The organism is Tepidibacillus sp. LV47 (genome assembly GCF_048381575.1).
GTDB lineage: Bacteria > Bacillota > Bacilli > Tepidibacillales > Tepidibacillaceae > Tepidibacillus.
Genome location: NZ_JBLWIF010000010.1, coordinates 22,101 through 43,109, shown reverse-complemented (window position 1 = coordinate 43,109; position 21,009 = coordinate 22,101). Strand labels below are relative to the sequence as shown.

The following is a 21,009-nucleotide window of genomic DNA, read 5'->3' as shown; positions in this document are numbered from 1 at the left end:
GTTTTACGATGTTAATCGATACACATGCACATTTAGACGATGAAAAATTCATTGAAGATCGAGAAGAAGTGATTCAGAGGGCTTTTGATCGTGGAGTGAAAACCATTATAAACATTGGTTACAATAAAGAAACGATTTTATCTACTTTAGAACTGGTGAATCGATATGACTTTATATATGGTGCGATTGGCTGGCACCCTAATAATGCCCATGAAATGACAGATCAAGATTTTCTCTGGCTTGAGGAACAACTGAACCATCCTAAAATTGTTGCCATTGGTGAGATCGGGCTGGATTATTATTGGGATTTTGCTCCTAAAGATATACAGCAACAAGTATTTCGCCGCCAAATTCAATTAGCCAAGAGAAAAGGTTTACCCATTGTGATTCACGATCGGGATGCTCATCAGGATGTTTGTCAAATCATCAAAGAAGAAGGGGTAAAAGAAATTGGCGGGATTATGCATTCCTTCTCCGGCAGCTTGGAGATGGCAATGGAATGTATTGAACAAGGTTTTTATATCTCCTTTAGTGGCCCTGTTACGTTTAAAAATGCGAAAAGACCCAAGGAAGTAGCAAGCAAAATTCCAATCGAACGGATCTTGATTGAAACGGATTCTCCTTATCTTACGCCAGAACCTTATCGTGGGAAAAGAAATGAATCTTCCTATGTTAAATATGTAGCTGAAAAAATTGCCGAACTTCGGGGAATGACCTTTGAACAAATTGCCCAAATTACGACGGAAAATGCAAAACGTATCTTCCGCTTATAATTTGGGAAACAATGAGGATCAAGGCATATTTGTTTGACAATTTGCGTATCTTTGTATACAATGAGGGCTATTAAAGGAGGAGAAATAATGGGCAAACTGTTTCAACAAACAGCAAACCCGAAAGCTGCTGCCATTACCCTTTTTTCCTTTTTAAAGAAAAAGAAATGGATGGTTTTTGTCAGTATTGTCTTCGTTCTGATTATCGGTATGTCTTGGTATGTTCAAGGACGAAATAAAGAGATTATCCTGATCATTGATGGGCAAGCAAAAAAAGTGAAAACATCAATGAAGAATGTACAAGCTTTATTAACGGAACAAAAAATCGATTTAAAACCTCAAGATCAATTATCTGTTTCCTTAGATAGTCCATTAAAAGAAGGGCAAATCATTCGGATCGAATATGCGAAACCCGTTTTTTTCAATATTGCTGGAGAGAAAAAAGAAGTTTTTTCAGCGGCAAAGACCGTTGAAGAGCTATTACAACAACAAAAGATTCCATTAGGAAAGTTGGATCAAGTTCAGCCAACATTACAAACGTTGATTACTCCGCATATGGAGGTTGTCGTGAGGCGAGTCACCAAAAAAGTAATGCAAATCGAAGAGGAGATCCCCTTTGGTTATGTGAGAAAAGCTGATGCGAATTTGCAAAAAGGGGTAGAAAAAGTATTGAAAAAGGGGAAAAATGGAAAGGTTATTAAATTCTATGAGATCACCTATGAAAACGGAAAAGAAATTGAGAAGAAATTGATCAAACAAGATATCGTTCAAGAAAAAAATGATCAAATCGTTGCGTATGGTACTCGTATCGATCGACTTATTGTCTCAAGAGGTGGTTATACTTTTCGTTCAAGGAAAACGTTAGCCAATGTGGTCATTACTCAATATAGCGGCGGAGGCTATACATATCTAGGTACAAGGCCAACACCTGGAAGAACCATTGCGGTAGATCCCAATGTAATTCCTCTTGGCTGGTGGGTATATATTGAAGGGTTTGGCTTAAGAAGAGCAGAAGATATCGGTGGTTCTGTAAAAGGCAATATGATCGATATCTATGTAGATAGTAGGGAATCGGCCCTTTCTTTTGGTAAAAGATATGGTTATAAAGTATATATTATAGGGCCTAATCGGCCTGATTAAGCTTGGCTTTGTATGCCAAGTTTTCTTTTTGTTTCATGCAAAAGCTTTTAGAACATCCAAGCCAGTAGATAGGAGGATTTTTCTTGAAAATTAAAGAAGTGATTGTGGTTGAAGGCAGAGATGATACGATCGCCATTCAAAGGGCGGTTGACGCCGATACCATTGAAACCGGTGGTTCTGCCCTTTCATTAGAGACCATTCAACGAATCAAAAAAGCACAGCAAATTCGCGGTGTGATTATTTTTACAGACCCTGACTATCCTGGGGAGAAGATTCGTAAAACCATTAGTCAAATGGTACCAGGGGTGAAACATGCTTTTTTAACAAGGGAAGAAGCGACTAAAAACGGGAAGATTGGAGTGGAATGTGCTACAAAAGAAGCTATTATTAAAGCCTTAAAGGAAGCAAAAACAGAATGGGTAAATCAAGATCAAGAAAATACGATAACTTGGGAACGAATAATGGAAGAAGGTCTAATTGGTGGGGAAGATGCGAAACAAAAACGTTTGTTTCTAGGTCAATATTTAGGTATCGGTTATGGAAATGCAAAGCAATTTTATAAACGGTTAAAAATGTTTCAAATCAGTGAGCAAGAATTTAACGAAGCGCTCAAACACCTGAAAAAGAGGGAAGATGAATAGATGGAAGAAATCTCAACACCAACAAAAACGATGGAGATCTTAAAAAAATACGGTTTTCATTTTAAGAAAAGTTTAGGACAAAATTTTCTCATTGAACCAACGATCTTGGATAAGATCGTTAGAATAGCAGCGATTGATGAATCAGTAGGCGTGATCGAAATTGGCCCGGGGATCGGTGCCTTAACGCAAAAATTAGCTGAAAAAGCTGGGAAAGTTGTGGCGATTGAAATCGATCAGCGACTGATTCCAATTCTGCAAGAAACATTATCTACTTATGGAAATATTAAATTGATTCATGGTGATGTTTTAAAGTTATCATTAAAAGAATTAATCCTCCATCAACTAAAAGGATTTCAAACGATTAAAGTTGTTGCTAACTTACCTTATTACATCACTACACCGATTATTATGTCGTTATTAGAAGAAAAACTGCATATTGATTCCATTACGGTAATGATTCAAAAAGAAGTGGCAGAACGGATTCAGGCAAAACCAGGCAGTAAGGATTATGGCACCCTCACTTTAGCCGTACACTATTATGCTGAGGCAAAAATTATCTTTTATGTTCCGAAAACTGTTTTTGTGCCAAACCCCAATGTTGATTCCGCGATCATTCAATTAAAAATTCGTAAACACCCTCCTGTTCAAGTGGAAGACGAGGAGTTTTTCTTTCGGGTCATCAAAGCCAGTTTTGCCAATCGGCGAAAAACGATTTTGAACAATCTCATTCATAATTTAATCGGTAAAGGTCAAAAAGAACAATTAAAAATCTTTTTAAGGTCAATTGACATCGATCCGAATCGAAGGGCAGAAACTCTCGATATCAAAGAATATGCCAAATTAAGTAATCTTTTGGCAAAAAAGTTGAACGAAAAAAATCATATTGACAATATCTAGATAAAACAGCTATAATATCTTTTTTATTTGACAAGCTATATCTTATGTGTTATAATGTGGACAGGAAAGAGGTGGTAGTGAAACAATGGCTAATAATCCTCTAGGTGCCATTAAACGTGACTTAGAAAGTTACGTTGGTGAGAAGATCTTACTTAAGGCAAATGGTGGAAGGCGAAAGACGATTGAGCGCACGGGCATCTTAGAACAAACCTATCCTTCCGTTTTTATTGTAAAATTAGATGAAGAACAGCATTCCTTTAAACGTGTATCATACAGTTATGCCGATATACTTACAGAAACAGTTGAATTAACAGTATATACAAGTGATGGATTAGTCCGGATCGGATCCCATCATTAATGAAAGTAGAGCGCAAATTGTGTTCTACTTTTTATTTTTCTTCATTTTACACATACTAAAAGTGTCCGCCGATAAGGAGGTTTTCTACCTTGGGTCGAAAAAGAAGGGGATTGATGTCTGAACAGTTTAAAGAAGAGTTAGCAAAAGAACTTGGTTTTTATGAGACGGTCCAAAAAGAAGGTTGGGGTGGAATTACCACTCGTGATGCTGGAAACATGGTCAAAAAAGCAATTAAGATTGCTGAAAAAAGTTTGACTGAAATGGGTCGTTCATAAAATAAGGTGGACAAGCTAGAGAAAAAAAGATTTTCTCTAGCTTTTTCTTTATCGCATTAACAAAAAATGCTAAAATGTATAATTGACACAGTTAAGATGGACGGTGGTATGATGAAAGTTTGGGAGAAAGCACCAGCTAAAATCAATTTAACACTCGATGTTCTAAGAAAACGAGAAGATGGATATCATGAAGTGGAAATGATTATGACGATGGTCGATTTAGCTGATCGGCTTTCTTTTGAAGATATAGAGGAAAACAAAATCTTATTAGAGTCCAATTCAGGGATTGTTCCCAATGATGAGCGAAATTTAGTATATAAAGCCGCTTATCTTTTAAAAACAAAATATCATATAAAACGGGGAGTACATATTGTATTAGAAAAAAATATTCCGGTTGCCGCTGGGCTTGCAGGAGGAAGCAGTGACGCAGCAGCTGCTTTAAGGGGATTAAATCGTTTATGGAATTTAAATTTAACGGAAGAAGAGTTAATGAAGATTGGTGAAGAAATCGGGTCAGATGTTCCCTTTTGTGTAGTTGGAGGTACAGCTCTAGCAACCGGGCGAGGGGAGAAAATTAAAAAACTACCTCCTGTTCCCCCAGGATGGGCCATTTTAGCAAAATTGCCAATTAGCGTTTCGACCAAAGATGTTTATGAGACATTGAATTTAGAGGAAATAAAGGAACGCCCAAAAACAAAGGAAATGATTCAAGCGATTGAACGACAGGATTTTCTGCAAATCAGTCAACTTTTAGCAAACGTTCTTGAAGAGGTGACCTTTAAACTTCATCCGAAAGTAAAACAGCTAAAAAAACTGTTGCAACAATTTGGTGCAGATGGAGTGTTAATGTCTGGAAGCGGGCCAACGGTGTTTGCTTTAACAAATAAAGAATCGAAAATGAAACGAATTTATAATGGTTTGCGTGGATTTTGCAAAGAGGTTTATGCGGTACGTTTATTAAGATAAAAACTTGTAGAAAATGGCGTATATTAATGATATATTTAGTCTTAAATATTCGTTTTTTTTGGAGGGAATTATGAAAAAGTTACGGAGAAGTGCGAGAATTGTTGATTTAACTCAATATTTTTTAAATCATCCTCAAGAATTAATTCCCTTATCCTTTTTTTCCGAACGATATCAATCGGCCAAATCTTCGATCAGCGAAGATATCGACATCATTCATGAAATGTTAAAAGAAGAAGGAATTGGCGAATTGATTACAATTGCTGGGGCAGCTGGAGGGGTGAAATTTATACCTTCCATTTCGGAGGAAAAAGCAAAAGAAGAGATTTTAAAAATTTGCGAGTCCTTATCGAATGGAGAACGTTTACTAACAGGTGGTTATCTTTATATGTCAGATATTATCGGTGATCCTCATGTTTTAAGACAAATTGGCAGGATGTTTGCCTCTGCTTTTCGCCATGATAAGATTGATGTGATCGTAACCGTAGAAACAAAAGGGATTCCCTTAGCCCATGCTACGGCTAATTACTTAAATGTCCCTGTGGTGATTGTTCGCCGAGATAGTAAAGTCACAGAGGGGTCAGTTGTTACGATCAATTATATTTCCGGTTCAACCAAACGGATTCAGACGATGTCCCTTGCGAGAAGAGCGATGAAAGATGGGGCCAATGTACTGATTATTGACGATTTTATGAAAGCTGGAGGGACGGTTAAAGGAATGATCGATTTATTGAAAGAATTTAATGCGCATATAAAAGGCATAGGCGTGTTTGTAGAAGCAGAAGGAACTAGCGAACGTCTTGTCGAAGATTATATTTCATTAGCTCGTTTAGAAGAAGTGAATGAAAAAGAGAAACAGATCAAAGTAACTTTAGGAAATTTTTTTAGTAAGGAGGAGAGATAACATGGAGAAAATTTCAAGTCAAAATGCCCCGGAAGCAATTGGTCCTTATAGTCAAGCAATCGTCGCAAATCCTTTTCTTTTTGTTTCTGGACAGATTCCTTTAACACCTAAAGGAGAATTGATCGCAACTTCAATAAGAGAACAAACAGAACAAGTATTCAAAAATATTCAGGGAATCTTAAAAGAAAAAGGATTAACTTTAAAAGATGTAGTGAAAGTTACCGTTTTTATGAAAGATTTAGGTGAGTTTCAAGAAATGAACGAAGTGTATGCTCAATTTTTTCAGGATCATAAACCTGCTCGTTCCACTGTTGAAGTTTCTAGATTGCCAAAAGATGTAAAAATTGAAATAGAGTGTATTGCTTTGATTCGCTGAAACATCATTTATTTTACAAAAAAATTTCTTTTTTTGTCATTATTAGCAGGACTTTATTAAAGTTTATAGAATATAGATGATAAGCTCGGAAAAAAGGTTAAAGGTGGTGAACAAGAATGGAAGTGACCGACGTAAGACTCCGCCGAGTCAACACGGAAGGACGTATGAGAGCGATTGCTTCAATCACGATCGATAACGAATTTGTCGTTCATGATATTCGTGTGATTGATGGCAATAATGGTTTGTTTGTTGCAATGCCTAGTAAAAGAACTCCTGATGGGGAATTCCGTGATATTGCTCATCCTATTACTTCGGCGACACGGGAAAAGATTCAAAAAGCTGTTCTTGCAGAGTATGAGCGTGTTGGTGAACAAGAATTAGTTGCAGGAGCTTAATAAAAAAGGTTTATCATACAAGATAGATATATTAGATACATACATATATTTAAGGGTTACGCTGTTGGCAAAATCGTCAACAGCTTTTTATTTTTAAATGTGAAATCATTACCAAAAAAATCTATACACCATTTTTTCTTGAAAACGTTACATAATTGATATATAGTCTAAATGGAATATTTGATCGTAGTGGAGGGTAATAAATGTCCTATTTATATGGGGTTGTTTTGGCAGCTGGCCAAGGGACAAGAATGAAATCGAAACATAGTAAAGTCATGCACGCTCTATGTGGCAAACCAATGGTTGGCCATGTGGTTGACGGATTAAAAGAAACGGGTGTTCAACAAATTATTCTTGTTGTTGGCCATAAAGCCGAAGAAGTAAAAGCATATTTAAAAGATCAGGTTGAATATGTGACGCAAGAAGAGCAAAAAGGCACTGCTCATGCAGTATTACAAGTAGGCCCAATCTTAGCAAATAAAAAAGGAACAACACTTATTGTAATGGGCGATTCTCCCCTTTTAACCTCAAAAACGCTGGGCGCACTAATTGAAGAACATCAAAAAAAGAATCAAGCAGCCACAATACTAACAACGAAGTTAGAAAATCCAACAGGTTACGGGCGGATTATTCGTGATGGAAACGGAAATGTGTTACGAATTGTTGAGGAAAAGGATGCTTCAGCAAAAGAAAAAGAAATCCAAGAAGTGAATACAGGTACGTACTGTTTTGATAACGAGAAGCTCTTTTTTGCTTTATCGAAAGTAAAAAATGATAATGTCCAAGGGGAGTATTATCTTACAGATGTCATTGAAATTCTAAGGAATGAAGGGGAAAAGATCGGTGCATATCAAACCATTGATGCCAACGAGACGATCGGGATCAATGATCGCATTGCCCTTGCTAAAGCAGAAGAGATTCTTCGAACACAAATTGTTGAGCAGCATATGAAAAATGGCGTAACGATAGTCGATCCAAAAACAACTTACATTGAAAAAGGGGTTGTAATTGGAAGCGATACTATTATCTATCCGAACACATATCTTCGTGGAAATACGACGATTGGTCATGATTGTACCATTGGGCCAAATGTAGAATTAATCGATGTCATTGTTAATGATGATGTGAAGATTACTCATTCTGTCATTTATTCATCAAAAATAGCGAGTAAGGCTATAATCGGTCCTTTTGCCTATATTCGACCTGGTTCAGAAATAGGTGAATCTGTAAAAGTAGGTGACTTTGTAGAGATCAAGAATTCAAAAATAGGGAAAGAATCAAAGGTCCCCCATCTAAGTTATATTGGTGACACAACGATAGGGGAAAATGTCAATATTGGAGCAGGTACGATTACGGTAAATTATGATGGCTATAGAAAACATCGAACAGAAATTGGCGACCGTTCATTTATTGGTTGTAATACCAATCTTGTTGCACCAGTTACGGTTGGTAACGATGTGTATGTAGCTGCTGGTTCAACGATTACTGAAAATGTCCCTGACTTCTCATTAGCGATTGCTCGTGAGAGGCAAGTAAACAAAGAAGGGTATGTTAAAAAAATACGGGAAAGAAATAATTCTAAGGAATCATGATGGAGGATGCGATAATGCCAAAATATGAAGATAAAACATTAAAAGTATTTACAGGGAATGCAAATCCTGTTTTAGCTCAAGAAATTGTCAATCATATTGGGATCCCGATGGGGGATGCTGAAATTCTTCGCTTTAGTGATGGAGAGATTCGCGTAAAGTTAAATGAAAGTGTACGCGGAGCAGATGTATTTGTGATTCAACCTACCTCTGCACCTGTTAATGAAAATTTAATGGAACTTTTAATCATGGTTGATGCACTAAAACGAGCATCGGCGAAAAGTATCAATGTTGTGATCCCTTATTATGGTTATGCTAGACAAGATCGAAAGGCAAGAGCAAGAGATCCAATTACTGCAAAATTAGTTGCCAATTTGATTGAAACAGCTGGAGCCCATCGAATGATTTCGATGGATTTACATGCGACTCAGATCCAAGGGTTCTTTGATATTCCTGTTGATCATTTACTAGGTGTTCCTATTCTTGCAGATTATTTTCTTAAGAAGAATTTAAAAGATGTAGTGGTTGTCTCTCCTGACCATGGTGGGGTTGTGAGAGCAAGGAAATTAGCTGAACGTTTAGAAGCGCCAATCGCAATTATCGATAAAAGACGTCCGGATGCGAATGTCGTAGAAGTGATGAATATCGTCGGAAATGTTGAGGGGAAAGTAGCTGTATTGATTGACGATATTATTGACACGGCAGGAACTATTACTTTAGCTGCAAACGCATTAAAAGAAGCTGGGGCTAAGGAAGTTTATGCGACATGTACACATCCAGTATTATCAGGGCCTGCTATCGAGCGAATTTTGAATTCACAAATTAAAGAGTTAGTCGTGACAAATACGATTCAACTTGGAAAAGAAAAACAGATTGATAAAATCAAAGTTTTATCGGTTGCCCCATTAATTGGTGAAGCGATTATTCGCATCCATGAAAAATTGTCAGTAAGCAAATTATTTGATTAATCAGGTTTAGTTCCCCTCTATTTAGGAAAGAATAAGATATAGTTTATGGATATGGAGGGGAAAAATATGGAACAAGTAGGCTTACCAGTTGAACCAAGAATCAAAGGAACCGATGCTGATTTACATCATTTAAGAGATCATGGGTTTATCCCTGGCATTTTATATGGTGGTGGAAAGGGCAACCAAACCATTCAAATTGAGCAGAAAACTTTTTTAAAACAACTAAAGGAGCATGGGAAAAGCGGATTTTTCGCGCTAACCATGGGAAATGATACGTTTCCTGTGAAAATTAATGAGATCCAAATAAATCCCATTGACCGCCAAGTAGTCCATGTTGATTTACAACGAATTGATCTGGATCGCCCTGTAGAGATGCTTGTCCCGATCCATTTCTTTGGTCAGTCCATAGGTGAAAGAAATGGGGGAGTGATTCAGCAACAGCTTAGGGAAATTAAAGTTCGGGCGTTGCCTGCTTCCATCCCTGAATTCATCCAGGTGAATATTGCTGACTTAGATATAGGCGATTCTTTGTATGTAAAAGACCTCATGCTTCCAGAAGATGTTGAAGTACTTCATGATAAAGATTCAGTGATCTTAAAAGTTGTGCCGTCAAGGATGGATCAAGAAGCACACTTAGAGGAACCAACAAAAGAACCAGAAGTTGTCAACGCTCGGGATAGTCATGGGATCGATGCAGCAAAATAAAAGAAACGTAGCATTTTCGCTACGTTTTTTCATTATATTTACCTTTATCTACATCCAATCTTATGTTAGACTAGGGATATGTTTACTCGCTTCATTTAGGGAGTTGTGAAATAAAGATGAAATTGCTCGTTGGTTTAGGGAACCCTGGGAAACAATACGAAAATACGAAGCATAATATGGGGTTTCTTACAATTGATCAAATTCTTTTTGACTTGAAAAGAGAAACGACTTTTTCTACAAAAACAAAATGGAATGCTCTCATTTATGAAGGAAAGATCGATGATGAAAAGGTCATTTTAGCTAAGCCCTTAACCTATATGAATTTATCAGGAGAAGCGGTAAAACCTCTTTTAGATTGGTACAAGTTAAATGTTCATGATTTATTAGTGATCTATGATGATTTAGACCTTCCCCTTGGTAAGATTCGCCTTCGGGAAAAAGGGAGTTCAGGTGGCCACAATGGGATCAAATCAATCATTCAATATTTGAATACCACTGAATTTAAAAGGATTAGAATCGGTATTGGTAAACCTGAAGAAAACGATGTAGTCGATTATGTCCTCACTCCTTTTCAAAAGGAGGAGATTCCTATTATGAAAGAAAGTTTGCAACTCGCAAGTCAAGCAGCGCAAGAATGGATAAAAGGCAAAGAATTTCCAAAGATTATGAGTAAATATAACTAAATCCCGAGCAAAAGGTATGGTTCATCCATTTGGCTGGAAATAATAAGAATAAAGTCATGATTTCCAAATGGAGGCCATATAGTATGATTAAGTATGTTTGTAGACATTGTGGACATCATCTTGGTTCCATTGATCAACAAGCTGTAGATGCCTCTCGGCTCGGGTTTGATTCCTTGACCCTAGAAGAGCGTGAGAGTATAATTTCCTATGAATCAAATGGTGATCTCGTTGCAAATGTTATTTGTGAATATTGCCAGGAAGCACTGGAACAAAATCCGGAACTTTTGTTACTCTCTAATTTACTACAATAGAATAAAGATTTAACAAGCCTTGGTTTCAAGACTAAGGCTTATTTTTGCTGCTAAAAAAGATTTAATAGGGGAAAATTACTAGAGAAAGGGGGATATCATGGATATTTTATTACAAAGATTCGCTTCTAGCAGCGAATTTCAGTCGATTTTAACAGGACTGAAATCAGGCTTAAAAGAACAATTGGTTACGGGACTTAGCGGTTCTGCTAAACAGATGCTTGTCGCTAGTTTATTTAACGAAGAAAAGCGACAAGTGATTGTTGTCACTCATAACCTATTACAAGCTCAAAAGGTTTATGATGATTTAGCAGAAATGGTGGATTCTGCTCAATTGTTCCTTTATCCTGCGAATGAATTAACAATAACCGATATTGACGCCCAAAGTCCCGAAACCCTTGGACAGCGAATCAATGTTTTACAACATTTAGCAAATAGAGATCAAGGAATTTATATCATACCCTATATTGGTTTAAGTAAGTTTTTGCCCCCTAAAGAATATTTTAGCGATGCCATGATTTCTTTAAAAGTGGGCCAAGAAATCGACATCAATCAATTCCTAGAGAAATTGGTTTTTCTAGGCTATGAACGATCGGATATGGTTGAGAAAAAAGGGGAATTTAGTGTTCGCGGGGGGATTATTGATGTATATCCCCTTACGATGGATCAGCCATTCCGCATTGAACTATTTGATGTGGAAGTGGATTCCATCCGAATTTTTGATGTAACCTCTCAGCGATCATTAGAGAAGGTAGAGAAAGTCAATATTCCACCTGCAAAAGAATGGATTGGGACAAAAGAAGAATTCCAAAGAGCAGCATTAAAGATCGAACAACATTTAAAAGAGCATCTCGCTAAGGTTAAAGATCCAAACGTCCAAGAAAAATTGCTGGCCAATATCAAATGGGAAATCGAACAATTAAAAGAAGGAGCTTATTATAGCGGATTATATAAATATGTATCGATTCTTTATCAAAAAGGATATACTTTATTGGATTATATCGATGAGAAAAGTGTGATCGTTTTTGAAGAAGCAAGTCGGATGATTGAGTTTGCAAAACAAGTAGAAAAAGAGGCTCAAGACTGGCAACTCACCTTGTTAAATCAAGGGGAATTTCTACCGTCATTACAAATTTATCAAACTTATACGGATATCATGAATCATATTCGTCAGCCGAGATTATATTTATCATTATTTTTGCGACAAGTTCCCCATGTAAGTCCACAAAATATTGTTCATTTTATTATCAGGAACATGCAGAACTTCCATGGTCAAATGCATGTTTTAAAGTCAGAGATGGAACGCTGGAAAAAGGCCGGAATGAGCGTTGTTTTCCTTGCAGCGGATCAAGAAAGGGCAAAACGTTTGCAACGAGTTCTCTTTGATTATGGAATAGAAGCCGATTTTGTTTCCAAGAAGGTAGATCAACTTTCAATAAGACCCATTATTCTTGAAGGAAATCTTCAATCTGGTTTTGAAATGAGTAGTATCCATTTAGTATTGATAACAGAAGGAGAAGTTTTTTCCAAAAAACAACGAAAAGCAAGAAAAATAAAACAACAAACCAATGCAGAAAGAATTAAAAGTTATACCGATCTTAAGGTTGGCGATTATGTTGTTCATGTTAATCATGGCATTGGGAAATACGTAGGCATCGAAACATTAGAGATCAATGGAATTCATAAAGATTATCTTCATATTAAATATGCAGGTAATGATAAATTGTATGTACCTATCGATCAGATCGATTTAGTGCAAAAATATGTGGGAGGTGAAGATAAAGAACCTAAAATTCACTCACTAGGTGGATCTGAATGGACAAAAGTTAAAAATCGGGTAAAAGCTTCTGTCCAAGATATTGCTCAAGATTTGATTCAATTGTATGCGAAAAGAAAATCGGAAAAAGGTTTTCCTTTCCCCAAAGATAATGTATATCAACGGGAGTTTGAGGCATTGTTCCCTTATCAGGAAACGCCTGACCAACTGCGTGCTATTGAAGAAGTGAAGCGAGATATGGAAAAAGCTGAGCCAATGGATCGATTGATCTGCGGTGATGTCGGGTATGGGAAAACAGAAGTAGCCATCCGCGCTGCATTTAAAGCAGCAATGGCAGGAAAACAAGTGGCCGTACTCGTACCGACAACGATATTGGCCCAACAGCATTTCGAAACATTTAAAGAAAGATTTCAAGATTACCCGATTAAGATTGAAGTCATTAGTCGTTTCCGTTCGAAGAAGGAACAAAATGAAGTCATTAACCAATTAAAAGACGGGATTGTTGATATTGTTATTGGTACCCACCGTTTATTATCAAAAGATGTTCAGTTTAAAGATTTAGGTTTACTCATTATTGATGAAGAACAACGTTTTGGTGTGAAACATAAGGAAAAATTAAAACAGCTAAAAACTAATGTGGATGTGCTTACATTAACAGCAACTCCAATTCCTAGAACTTTGCACATGTCCATGCTTGGGGTTCGCGATTTGTCAGTGATTGAAACTCCTCCGGAAAATCGCTTCCCTGTCCAAACCTATGTAGTAGAATATAGTGGTGCTTTGGTAAGAGAAGCGATTGAACGAGAATTGGCCCGCGGGGGGCAAGTTTATTTTCTCTTTAATCAGGTGAAAAATATTGAGCAGATGGCGGATCAAATCCGGGTGCTTGTGCCTGATGCGAAAGTGGTTGTCGCCCATGGACAGATGAAAGAAATAGAATTAGAACGAATCATGTTAGAATTTTTAGATGGAGAATATGATGTTCTTGTTAGCACTACCATCATCGAAACGGGTGTTGATATTCCAAATGTAAATACACTGATTGTTTATAATGCGGATAAAATGGGACTTTCCCAACTCTACCAATTACGTGGAAGGGTAGGCCGTTCTAATAGAATTGCCTATGCCTATTTTACCTATCAAAGGGATAAAGTCCTAACAGAAGCAGCTGAGAAACGTTTACAGGCCATCAAAGAGTTCACTGAGCTTGGTTCTGGATTTAAGATCGCAATGAGAGACTTAGCGATTCGTGGTGCAGGGAATTTACTTGGTGCTGAACAACATGGTTTTATCGCATCGGTAGGGTTTGACTTATACAGTCAAATGTTAAAAGAAGCGATTGATGAGTTGAAAGGTGAGACCAAAGAAGAGAAGATAATTGAGCCCCAGATCGATTTAGACGTGGATGCATATATACCAACAGAATATATTCAAGATTCGATGCAAAAAATCGAAATGTATAAAAAATTCGCAAGTGTAAAAACCCTTGAAGAAGCATTTGACTTGGAAGAAGAATTAGAGGATCGTTTTGGGGATATTCCAATACCTACAAGAAATTTATTAACGATTGCTAGAATTAAAGCTTATACTTATCAATATCACATTGAATCCATTTCTCAAAAAGGGCAAGAGATTCTTATCAAGATCTCTCCAGACCAAAATCAAGTGATCGATGGCTATCGCCTGTATCAAATTGCGAATGATTTTAACCATCGAATTAAATTATCCTCTGGCCACCACATCGGCGTAAAATTGAATACGAAGAATCTAACGCAAGAACAGTGGCTAAGTTTGCTGGAAAATTTCTTAAAGCGATATCAAGAATCTTTAAAAACGGAAGGAGCTATTGCTCAAAATGAGTAAACGAAAAAAACGATTTCTCTTATTCTTTTTTATCATTGCGCTAACATTAACCACTTTTGGTTGTAATAATGATCAGGAGAATAACAAAGTAGTAGCCGAATTTAAAGATGGGCAGGTTTTACAAAGGGATTTTGACAAGTACCTAAATGTTCTTCAATTTTTAAACCCCCAAGTGGTGAAAGAAATCAAAGACCAAAATGTAAAAAGAAGATTATTGGAACAATTCATTGCAGAACGATATCTAGGAACTAAGGAAAAGCTCTCACCTCAAAATGAGCAAGATGTAGACAATGCGTTTCAATACCTAAAGGAACAAAAGATTCAAATGGTGGGATCTGAGGATAATTATCAAAAGGAATTGAAGAATTTAAAGATTACTGAGAATGATATTAAGGATTATCTAAAAAGGAATATTGGAATACAAATTTACTTTGAAAACCAAATTACAAAAGACCAATTAAAACATGCCTTTCAAAAATCGAAGCAAGATTTTGTTATTGCAACAGTTAGCCATATTTTAATTGGAACGAACAATCGGACAGATGAAGAGGCAAGAAAAAGGGCGAATGAAGTTTTGGCTAAATTAAAGGCAGGGCAGGATTTTACGAAATTAGCAAAGGAATATTCTGATGATCCAGGAAGCAAAGATAAAGGCGGTATTTATGAAAATGTATCGGTCATCAATTGGGTTCCCGAATTTAAAGAAGCTGTTTTAAAACAACCCACTGGGAAAATTAGCGATCAACCGGTGAAAACCCAATATGGTTACCATATTATTAAAGTAATCAGTCGGAAAGTTCCTTCCTTTGAACAATTAAAGGAAAATGAAATTTCCATCTTAAAGAGGCAATTAATTGAGGAAATGTTTAGCAACTTTATGAATAAAGATTTACCAAAACTGATTACTAAAATCGATTTATCGGGAAATAATCATTCCAAATAAATGGTTCGTTCTCTTTCTTGTATAATAAATTGGCAGTAGATGAATACTATGGTTACCAAGTACTCAAAATGAATATTCAAAACTTAACTTATATACAAGAAAGAGAGGCAGCATAGAATGAAAGCAACAGGAATTGTACGTCGCATTGATGATTTAGGTCGGGTTGTTATACCAAAAGAAATTCGGAGAACTTTACGGATTCGTGAAGGGGATCCATTAGAGATTTTTGTTGATCGTGATGGGGAGGTCATCTTAAAAAAATATTCCCCAATTGGCGAACTAAGTGATTTTGCTCAGGAATATGCCGATTCTCTTTACGAAAATTTAAACATTACTACACTGATCACTGATCGCGATACCATTATCGCTGTAGCAGGTACAAGCAAGAAAGAATACTTGAACAAACCGATTGGTCAAGTCGTAGAAGAGAGCATGGAGCAAAGGAAAACAGTGGTTGATACGAATAAAGGTGAAGTGAGTATTATCAAAGACAATCCAGAAACAATATCCTCTTATGTCATAGCTCCAATTATCGCAGCTGGCGACCCCATTGGTACCGTGATTTTAATCAGTAAAGAGGATGGCATAAAGATGGGTAATCTTGAAGTAAAAATGGTGGAAACCGCATCATCGTTTTTAGCAAAACAAATGGAACAATAAGGAAAAGAAAAGGAAAAAGCAGGCAAACGCCTGCTTTTTTGGCTTGTATATTCTAAAGCTGCTCCTAACCTTACGGCTTTCCGAGAACATACAAACCTATTTTATTTAATTTATCTTGTATCATTGACTAAATTATGTTTTGATTACGTATTGAGGGGAGAAAATATGGAGAGAAATCGAACACAAACATTTTTTGAAGGAATCGCAATTCTAGGAGTTGCCGCCTTTTTATCGAAACTGTTAGGAGCCATTTATCGGATTCCATATCAAAATATAGCTGGGGATTTAGGGCTTGCTGTGTATAATAAGGTTTATCCATTATATAGTATGATGTTTATTTTGGCAACCGCTGGTTTTCCAGTTGCCATTTCGAAAATTATTGCTGAGCATTTGGCACAAGAAGATTTCCGCAGCGCAAAACGAGTCTTAAAGGTATCCGCTTATTTGCTTTCATTGTCAGGGATTATTGTCTTTCTTTTCCTTTTTTTAGGAGCAAAAACCATTGCGAAATTAATGGGGAATATAGAACTTTCCTTAGCGATAAAAAGTATCTCTTTTGCACTATTAGTTGTACCAATAACGGCAGCTTTTCGCGGTTTTTTTCAAGGGCAGCAAAATATGATACCAACGGCGTTTTCACAACTGATTGAACAACTGGTTCGAGTCATGACGATATTGATCTTAGCGGCTTACTTCATGAATCATTCTCAGTATGGAGTCTATTATGCTGGAGCAGGTGCTGCTTTTGGGGCATTTACTGGCGCAATGGGGGGCTTAATTGTTTTAATTTCTTTTTGGAAAAAGACTTACACCAACAAAAAGAATATAGATGTCGTTTTTACAAATCAAGAATCATTTTGGCTGATCATCAAGAAAATTCTTTATTACTCTCTACCAATAGCAATCGGATCGCTTATTTACCCTCTATTTGGTGTTGTTGATTCCTTTTCCATTTCTAATCTATTACAATTTATGGGTTTATCAGTAAATGAGGCGGAAAACTTATTTGGAGTGTATACAAGAGCTCAACCTTTCATTCAATTTGCTACCTTTTTTGCCCCAACACTAAGTTTAGTTTTAGTTCCTACCATCTCTGAATCTTTAGTGAAAGGTCAATATAAGAATGTTTCTGAATATATTTCAGCAGCGATCCGTTTTACTATTTTAGTGGGTTTACCTGCTTCTGTTGGCTTAGCAATTCTTTCTTACCCAATTAATATTTTCTTTTATAAAGATGATGCGGGATCATTCTCCTTAGCGATTTTGGCCTTTACCGTCATCTTTTCTTCCTTAGCCATGGTAACGACAGGAGTTTTAAATGGATTGGGAAAGGTTTTTTTGCCTGCTAAGTATCTTTTCATCGGTGCTTTTATAAAATTAGTTCTAAATATCGCTCTTGTACCTATATTTGGGATTCACGGTGCAGCTTTGGCTACTGTTTTTGCTTATGCTTTTGTAACATTCTTCAATTTACTCGTGATTCGCAATGACTTTGAGGTTGGAATTCGTTTGCGATTTTTATTAAAAACCATCATTTCTGTGATGATTATGATAAGTTTTGTTATCTTTTCAATGTTAAGTGGAATGGTTCTTTTAAAAAGCTTAATCGATTCTAAAAGAGTTTTAATGGCGATGATTATCTTTATTTCAATTTTTTTTGGTATGGTCAGTTATTTCTTCAGTTTATTATTTACTGGGGCAATTACGAGAAGAGAATTGTTTTATTTACCAAAGTATGGGTCACAACTCATTTTGATGGTCAAGAAACTAAAATTATTAAAATTTTTGAAGGATTGAAGGGATGATCATGAAAGGGAAAATAACCATTGTTGGTTTAGGTGCCGGAGATGAAGATCAATTATCCTTAGGAATTTATAAAAAATTAAAGAATGGAAAGAACATCTATTTAAGGACAAAGGTTCACCCTGTTGTCTCCTTTTTAGACAAAGAAGGAATTCGTTATCAAACCTTTGATCATTTGTACGATACATATACTGAATATGATCAGGTTTATCAAGAGATTGCTAAGACTTTACTTACATTAGTAAAAAATGGAGAAGAGCTGATCTATGCTGTTCCTGGGCATCCAATGGTTGCGGAAAAAAGTGTTCAATATTTACTTGAGAAAAAAGATCATGATATAGAGATTGAGCTTCTTGGAGGAGAGAGCTTTCTTGATGCGGTTTTTCGTTCTTTACGAATCGATCCAATCGATGGTTTTGTCTTTTTAAATGGAGAAACCTTAAAACGAGAGGATATTCAACCGACTAAACACTTGATTATTAGTCAGGTTTATGATCAATTTGTTGCCTCTGATGTGAAATTAACTTTGATGGAGGTTTATCCTGATGATTGGCCTGTGATCATTGCTGCAAATTTAGGAATGAAAGAAGAACGGATAAAGGAAGTTCCCCTTTATGAATTGGATCGTAATCCAAATGAATTTCATCATTTAAGTTCTATCTTGGTAAAGAAGACCGATTCAAGAGAAGTCCTCCATTCTCAGTTTTTTAAACTCGTTGAGATCATTGATCAGTTAAGAGGCCCAAATGGCTGCCCTTGGGACCGGGCACAGACCCATCAATCCATCCGTAAGAATTTAATTGAAGAAACCTATGAACTCCTTGAAACGATTGACCAATTAGATATGGAACATATGCAAGAAGAGTTAGGCGATGTCTTATTGCAGGTCATGCTTCATTCCCAAATGGCGTCTGAAGAAGGGTTTTTCCATATTTATGATGTGATCAAGCAACTAAATGATAAATTAGTCCGAAGACACCCCCATGTCTTTGGCGATGAAAATGCAAAGAAAGCAGAAGAAGCCCTTGTTCATTGGGAAAAAATCAAAGAAAAGGAACGGAAGGAAAAAGGAATAGGGAAGAATTCATCCGTTTTAGATGGAATTCCAAAAGATCTTCCTGAGATTCTGAAAGCCTATAAATTGCAAAGCAAAGCGGCCAAAGTGGGATTTGATTGGACAGATATTCATCATGTCTATCAAAAAATCAATGAAGAGATTGAAGAGGTCAAACAGGCGAAACAAGATCAGCTGCAAGGAGAAATTGGGGATCTTTTATTTGCTGTGATTAACCTCTCTCGTTTTTTAAAGATTGATCCGGAAGCGGCATTGGCTATGGCCAATCGCAAGTTTACCAAACGATTTCATTATATCGAGGAACAATTAAAGAAAAAGCAGCTAGATATTCGTGAAGTCTCATTAGATATGATGGATCAGTTATGGAATGAAGCGAAATCTTTAGGGAGGGGAGAATAATAACGATGCGTTTGGACAAATTTTTAAAAGTTTCTCGCTTAATTAAGCGAAGAACCTTAGCAAAAGAAGTAAGTGATCTAGGTAGAATTCAAATTAACGGGAAAATCGCAAAAGCTAGTTCCATTGTAAAAGAAGGTGATTTCATCAGTATCCAATTTGGCCAAAAAATCCTAACCGTTAAAGTGAAGCAATTAGTTGAGAGCACGAAAAAAGAAAATGCAACAGAAATGTATGAAGTCATACGTGAAGAAAAAATCGCAGAATAAATTTTTGGCGGTTCTAAAAAAAGTTGCCAAGCCATATGATGTACCAAAAGGAGGTATTTCATATGGACGATCGGGCACGGAGAGAAAAAAGTCACCAAATCATCATCATGAATCGTGAGCATTTTCAAGTGACCGGGGTTATTGATGTGGAGAGTTTTGATAGTGAAGAGTTTTTATTAAATACAGAGTATGGTTATCTTCACATTCATGGACAAAATCTTCACATCAAAAGCCTAGATTTAGAACAGGGAAAAATGGTGATTGAAGGGCTAATTGAGGATATGGGCTATTTAAACGAAGGATATAGACAGGAGAAAGCTAAAGGAATCTTTGGCAGGTTGTTTAAGTGACATTGCATCAACAATTCCAAACGATCCTATCCATGTTAGTCAGCGGTTTTATTATTGGCTTTTTATTTGATGGGTATCGAGTTTTAAAAGGAAAAATGAATTTTTATTCGTGGCTCGTCTTTCTCATTGATGTTTTTTTTGGTATCTTTTCCGCTTTATTGATTTTTACTCTTTTATTATGGCTGAATTGTGGACAACTTCGGCTTATGATGATCCTAGCCTTCTTACTTGGCTTGTGGATTTATTACCAAACCATAAGCCAAGGGGTCATCCGTTTATGGCTTGTCATTTATTCATTGATCTATTCTCTTTGGAAACTCATAGTAAAAACGGTTCAGATCCTTGTTGTTAAACCGATGATTTTCCTTTATAAATCTGTTTTCGTATTTGCAGGGTTTTTCATTTCCAGCCTTTTTGCCATTTATCGGTTATTTACAATTTTTTTTAAAAAGGTTTTGTTATCTCCTGTCGCAATGGTATACAAAACAACAAAAAATCAAGGGGTAAAATTTAAGACAAATATTAAAAAGAAAGCAGGATTTCACTCCTTATTGAAGAAATTGTTTAATAAACACCGTCGATAAGGAGTGTTGATTGTGTCAAAACAGAATAATGGAAAATCAACAAAAAAACGGATTCGATGGGTACTTTTACTCCTTTTTTTATATCTCGTTTGGGCGGGATATACAGGTTTTCATCAATGGACGATCATTCAACAAAAAAAGGATAAGATAGAAAAATTACAGGCTCAAGAGCAAAACATGCTTAAAAAGAAACAAGAATTAGAAAAACAAATTTTGTTATTACAAAAAGATGATTATATTGCTGAGATTGCAAGAAAATATTACTTTTTATCAAAGCCAGGGGAATTTATTTTTATTCCTCCACAACAATGAATGAT

At 36.3% G+C, this 21,009-nt stretch carries 24 protein-coding genes; all 24 read left to right on the top strand.

Going from position 1 to position 21,009, the window contains the following annotated elements; all coding sequences use genetic code 11:
- Nucleotides 1-8: 8 nt before the first annotated feature.
- The 24 genes from ACMW72_RS10690 (at nt 9) to ACMW72_RS10575 (ending at nt 21,004) form a co-directional block, all read left to right on the top strand.
- Entirely contained in the window at nt 9-773 is a 765-nt protein-coding gene (locus ACMW72_RS10690) for a TatD family hydrolase (protein WP_418368828.1), read from the top strand.
- An 87-nt stretch (nt 774-860) separates the two neighbouring features.
- A complete protein-coding gene (locus ACMW72_RS10685) occupies nt 861-1,910 on the top strand; it encodes a ubiquitin-like domain-containing protein (protein WP_418368827.1) in 1,050 nt (349 codons plus the stop codon).
- Between the two features lie 83 nt (nt 1,911-1,993).
- Nucleotides 1,994-2,551 (top strand): ribonuclease M5, encoded by a 558-nt coding sequence (gene rnmV, locus ACMW72_RS10680; protein ID WP_418368826.1) that lies wholly within the window; start codon nt 1,994-1,996, stop codon nt 2,549-2,551.
- A complete protein-coding gene (rsmA, locus tag ACMW72_RS10675) occupies nt 2,552-3,448 on the top strand; it encodes a 16S rRNA (adenine(1518)-N(6)/adenine(1519)-N(6))-dimethyltransferase RsmA (RefSeq protein WP_418368825.1) in 897 nt (298 codons plus the stop codon).
- 85 nt (nt 3,449-3,533) lie between these two features.
- Nucleotides 3,534-3,806 carry a biofilm formation stimulator Veg gene (veg, locus tag ACMW72_RS10670; RefSeq protein WP_418368824.1) on the top strand — a complete coding sequence of 91 codons (273 nt, stop codon included), beginning with the start codon at nt 3,534-3,536 and terminating at the stop codon, nt 3,804-3,806.
- An 89-nt stretch (nt 3,807-3,895) separates the two neighbouring features.
- Entirely contained in the window at nt 3,896-4,081 is a 186-nt protein-coding gene (locus ACMW72_RS10665) for a small, acid-soluble spore protein, alpha/beta type (RefSeq protein ID WP_418368823.1), read from the top strand.
- A 111-nt stretch (nt 4,082-4,192) separates the two neighbouring features.
- Nucleotides 4,193-5,047 carry a 4-(cytidine 5'-diphospho)-2-C-methyl-D-erythritol kinase gene (ispE, locus tag ACMW72_RS10660; RefSeq protein ID WP_418368845.1) on the top strand — a complete coding sequence of 285 codons (855 nt, stop codon included), beginning with the start codon at nt 4,193-4,195 and terminating at the stop codon, nt 5,045-5,047.
- A gap of 70 nt (nt 5,048-5,117) precedes the next feature.
- Entirely contained in the window at nt 5,118-5,948 is an 831-nt protein-coding gene (gene purR, locus ACMW72_RS10655; RefSeq protein ID WP_418368822.1) for a pur operon repressor, read from the top strand.
- A 1-nt stretch (nt 5,949) separates the two neighbouring features.
- Complete coding sequence (locus ACMW72_RS10650) at nt 5,950-6,324, top strand: RidA family protein (protein WP_418368821.1); 375 nt, start codon at nt 5,950-5,952, stop codon at nt 6,322-6,324.
- 116 nt (nt 6,325-6,440) lie between these two features.
- Nucleotides 6,441-6,719, top strand: coding sequence for a septation regulator SpoVG (spoVG, locus tag ACMW72_RS10645; RefSeq protein WP_418368820.1), 279 nt, complete (start codon nt 6,441-6,443; stop codon nt 6,717-6,719).
- A gap of 203 nt (nt 6,720-6,922) precedes the next feature.
- Nucleotides 6,923-8,311: a bifunctional UDP-N-acetylglucosamine diphosphorylase/glucosamine-1-phosphate N-acetyltransferase GlmU gene (gene glmU, locus ACMW72_RS10640; RefSeq protein ID WP_418368819.1), complete on the top strand. Its 1,389-nt coding sequence runs from the start codon at nt 6,923-6,925 to the stop codon at nt 8,309-8,311.
- Between the two features lie 14 nt (nt 8,312-8,325).
- Complete coding sequence (locus ACMW72_RS10635; RefSeq protein ID WP_418368818.1) at nt 8,326-9,276, top strand: ribose-phosphate diphosphokinase; 951 nt, start codon at nt 8,326-8,328, stop codon at nt 9,274-9,276.
- 66 nt (nt 9,277-9,342) lie between these two features.
- Nucleotides 9,343-9,981 carry a 50S ribosomal protein L25 gene (locus ACMW72_RS10630; protein WP_418368817.1) on the top strand — a complete coding sequence of 213 codons (639 nt, stop codon included), beginning with the start codon at nt 9,343-9,345 and terminating at the stop codon, nt 9,979-9,981.
- 116 nt (nt 9,982-10,097) lie between these two features.
- Entirely contained in the window at nt 10,098-10,664 is a 567-nt protein-coding gene (gene pth, locus ACMW72_RS10625; RefSeq protein WP_418368816.1) for an aminoacyl-tRNA hydrolase, read from the top strand.
- A gap of 83 nt (nt 10,665-10,747) precedes the next feature.
- Nucleotides 10,748-10,975 (top strand): anti-sigma-F factor Fin, encoded by a 228-nt coding sequence (locus ACMW72_RS10620; RefSeq protein ID WP_418368815.1) that lies wholly within the window; start codon nt 10,748-10,750, stop codon nt 10,973-10,975.
- Between the two features lie 97 nt (nt 10,976-11,072).
- Entirely contained in the window at nt 11,073-14,612 is a 3,540-nt protein-coding gene (mfd, locus tag ACMW72_RS10615) for a transcription-repair coupling factor (protein WP_418368814.1), read from the top strand.
- A complete protein-coding gene (locus tag ACMW72_RS10610; RefSeq protein WP_418368813.1) occupies nt 14,605-15,555 on the top strand; it encodes a peptidylprolyl isomerase in 951 nt (316 codons plus the stop codon). The genes mfd and ACMW72_RS10610 overlap by 8 nt, the downstream gene beginning before the upstream one ends.
- A 117-nt stretch (nt 15,556-15,672) precedes the next feature.
- Nucleotides 15,673-16,215 carry a stage V sporulation protein T gene (spoVT, locus tag ACMW72_RS10605; RefSeq protein WP_418368812.1) on the top strand — a complete coding sequence of 181 codons (543 nt, stop codon included), beginning with the start codon at nt 15,673-15,675 and terminating at the stop codon, nt 16,213-16,215.
- A gap of 165 nt (nt 16,216-16,380) precedes the next feature.
- A complete protein-coding gene (locus ACMW72_RS10600) occupies nt 16,381-18,012 on the top strand; it encodes a putative polysaccharide biosynthesis protein (protein WP_418368811.1) in 1,632 nt (543 codons plus the stop codon).
- Nucleotides 18,013-18,022: 10 nt separating this feature from the next.
- Entirely contained in the window at nt 18,023-19,492 is a 1,470-nt protein-coding gene (mazG, locus tag ACMW72_RS10595) for a nucleoside triphosphate pyrophosphohydrolase (protein ID WP_418368810.1), read from the top strand.
- A gap of 5 nt (nt 19,493-19,497) precedes the next feature.
- Complete coding sequence (locus tag ACMW72_RS10590; protein WP_418368809.1) at nt 19,498-19,758, top strand: RNA-binding S4 domain-containing protein; 261 nt, start codon at nt 19,498-19,500, stop codon at nt 19,756-19,758.
- Nucleotides 19,759-19,820: 62 nt separating this feature from the next.
- On the top strand, nt 19,821-20,108 hold the full coding sequence (gene yabP / locus ACMW72_RS10585) for a sporulation protein YabP (protein ID WP_418368808.1): 288 nt from the start codon (nt 19,821-19,823) through the stop codon (nt 20,106-20,108).
- Nucleotides 20,105-20,692 (top strand): spore cortex biosynthesis protein YabQ, encoded by a 588-nt coding sequence (gene yabQ, locus ACMW72_RS10580; protein ID WP_418368807.1) that lies wholly within the window; start codon nt 20,105-20,107, stop codon nt 20,690-20,692. The genes yabP and yabQ overlap by 4 nt, the downstream gene beginning before the upstream one ends.
- A 12-nt stretch (nt 20,693-20,704) precedes the next feature.
- Nucleotides 20,705-21,004: an FtsB family cell division protein gene (locus tag ACMW72_RS10575; RefSeq protein ID WP_418368806.1), complete on the top strand. Its 300-nt coding sequence runs from the start codon at nt 20,705-20,707 to the stop codon at nt 21,002-21,004.
- Nucleotides 21,005-21,009 lie beyond the last annotated feature (5 nt).

What these genes read in the sequence shown, in the direction of transcription:
- ACMW72_RS10690 (WP_418368828.1), top strand. Translation starts at nt 9, where the DNA reads ATGTTAATCGATACACATGCACATTTAGACGATGAAAAATTCATTGAA.
- ACMW72_RS10685 (WP_418368827.1), top strand. Translation starts at nt 861, where the DNA reads ATGGGCAAACTGTTTCAACAAACAGCAAACCCGAAAGCTGCTGCCATT.
- rsmA (WP_418368825.1), top strand. Translation starts at nt 2,552, where the DNA reads ATGGAAGAAATCTCAACACCAACAAAAACGATGGAGATCTTAAAAAAA.
- veg (WP_418368824.1), top strand. Translation starts at nt 3,534, where the DNA reads ATGGCTAATAATCCTCTAGGTGCCATTAAACGTGACTTAGAAAGTTAC.
- ispE (WP_418368845.1), top strand. Translation starts at nt 4,193, where the DNA reads ATGAAAGTTTGGGAGAAAGCACCAGCTAAAATCAATTTAACACTCGAT.
- purR (WP_418368822.1), top strand. Translation starts at nt 5,118, where the DNA reads ATGAAAAAGTTACGGAGAAGTGCGAGAATTGTTGATTTAACTCAATAT.
- ACMW72_RS10650 (WP_418368821.1), top strand. Translation starts at nt 5,950, where the DNA reads ATGGAGAAAATTTCAAGTCAAAATGCCCCGGAAGCAATTGGTCCTTAT.
- spoVG (WP_418368820.1), top strand. Translation starts at nt 6,441, where the DNA reads ATGGAAGTGACCGACGTAAGACTCCGCCGAGTCAACACGGAAGGACGT.
- glmU (WP_418368819.1), top strand. Translation starts at nt 6,923, where the DNA reads ATGTCCTATTTATATGGGGTTGTTTTGGCAGCTGGCCAAGGGACAAGA.
- ACMW72_RS10635 (WP_418368818.1), top strand. Translation starts at nt 8,326, where the DNA reads ATGCCAAAATATGAAGATAAAACATTAAAAGTATTTACAGGGAATGCA.
- ACMW72_RS10630 (WP_418368817.1), top strand. Translation starts at nt 9,343, where the DNA reads ATGGAACAAGTAGGCTTACCAGTTGAACCAAGAATCAAAGGAACCGAT.
- pth (WP_418368816.1), top strand. Translation starts at nt 10,098, where the DNA reads ATGAAATTGCTCGTTGGTTTAGGGAACCCTGGGAAACAATACGAAAAT.
- ACMW72_RS10620 (WP_418368815.1), top strand. Translation starts at nt 10,748, where the DNA reads ATGATTAAGTATGTTTGTAGACATTGTGGACATCATCTTGGTTCCATT.
- mfd (WP_418368814.1), top strand. Translation starts at nt 11,073, where the DNA reads ATGGATATTTTATTACAAAGATTCGCTTCTAGCAGCGAATTTCAGTCG.
- ACMW72_RS10610 (WP_418368813.1), top strand. Translation starts at nt 14,605, where the DNA reads ATGAGTAAACGAAAAAAACGATTTCTCTTATTCTTTTTTATCATTGCG.
- spoVT (WP_418368812.1), top strand. Translation starts at nt 15,673, where the DNA reads ATGAAAGCAACAGGAATTGTACGTCGCATTGATGATTTAGGTCGGGTT.
- ACMW72_RS10600 (WP_418368811.1), top strand. Translation starts at nt 16,381, where the DNA reads ATGGAGAGAAATCGAACACAAACATTTTTTGAAGGAATCGCAATTCTA.
- mazG (WP_418368810.1), top strand. Translation starts at nt 18,023, where the DNA reads ATGAAAGGGAAAATAACCATTGTTGGTTTAGGTGCCGGAGATGAAGAT.
- ACMW72_RS10590 (WP_418368809.1), top strand. Translation starts at nt 19,498, where the DNA reads ATGCGTTTGGACAAATTTTTAAAAGTTTCTCGCTTAATTAAGCGAAGA.
- yabP (WP_418368808.1), top strand. Translation starts at nt 19,821, where the DNA reads ATGGACGATCGGGCACGGAGAGAAAAAAGTCACCAAATCATCATCATG.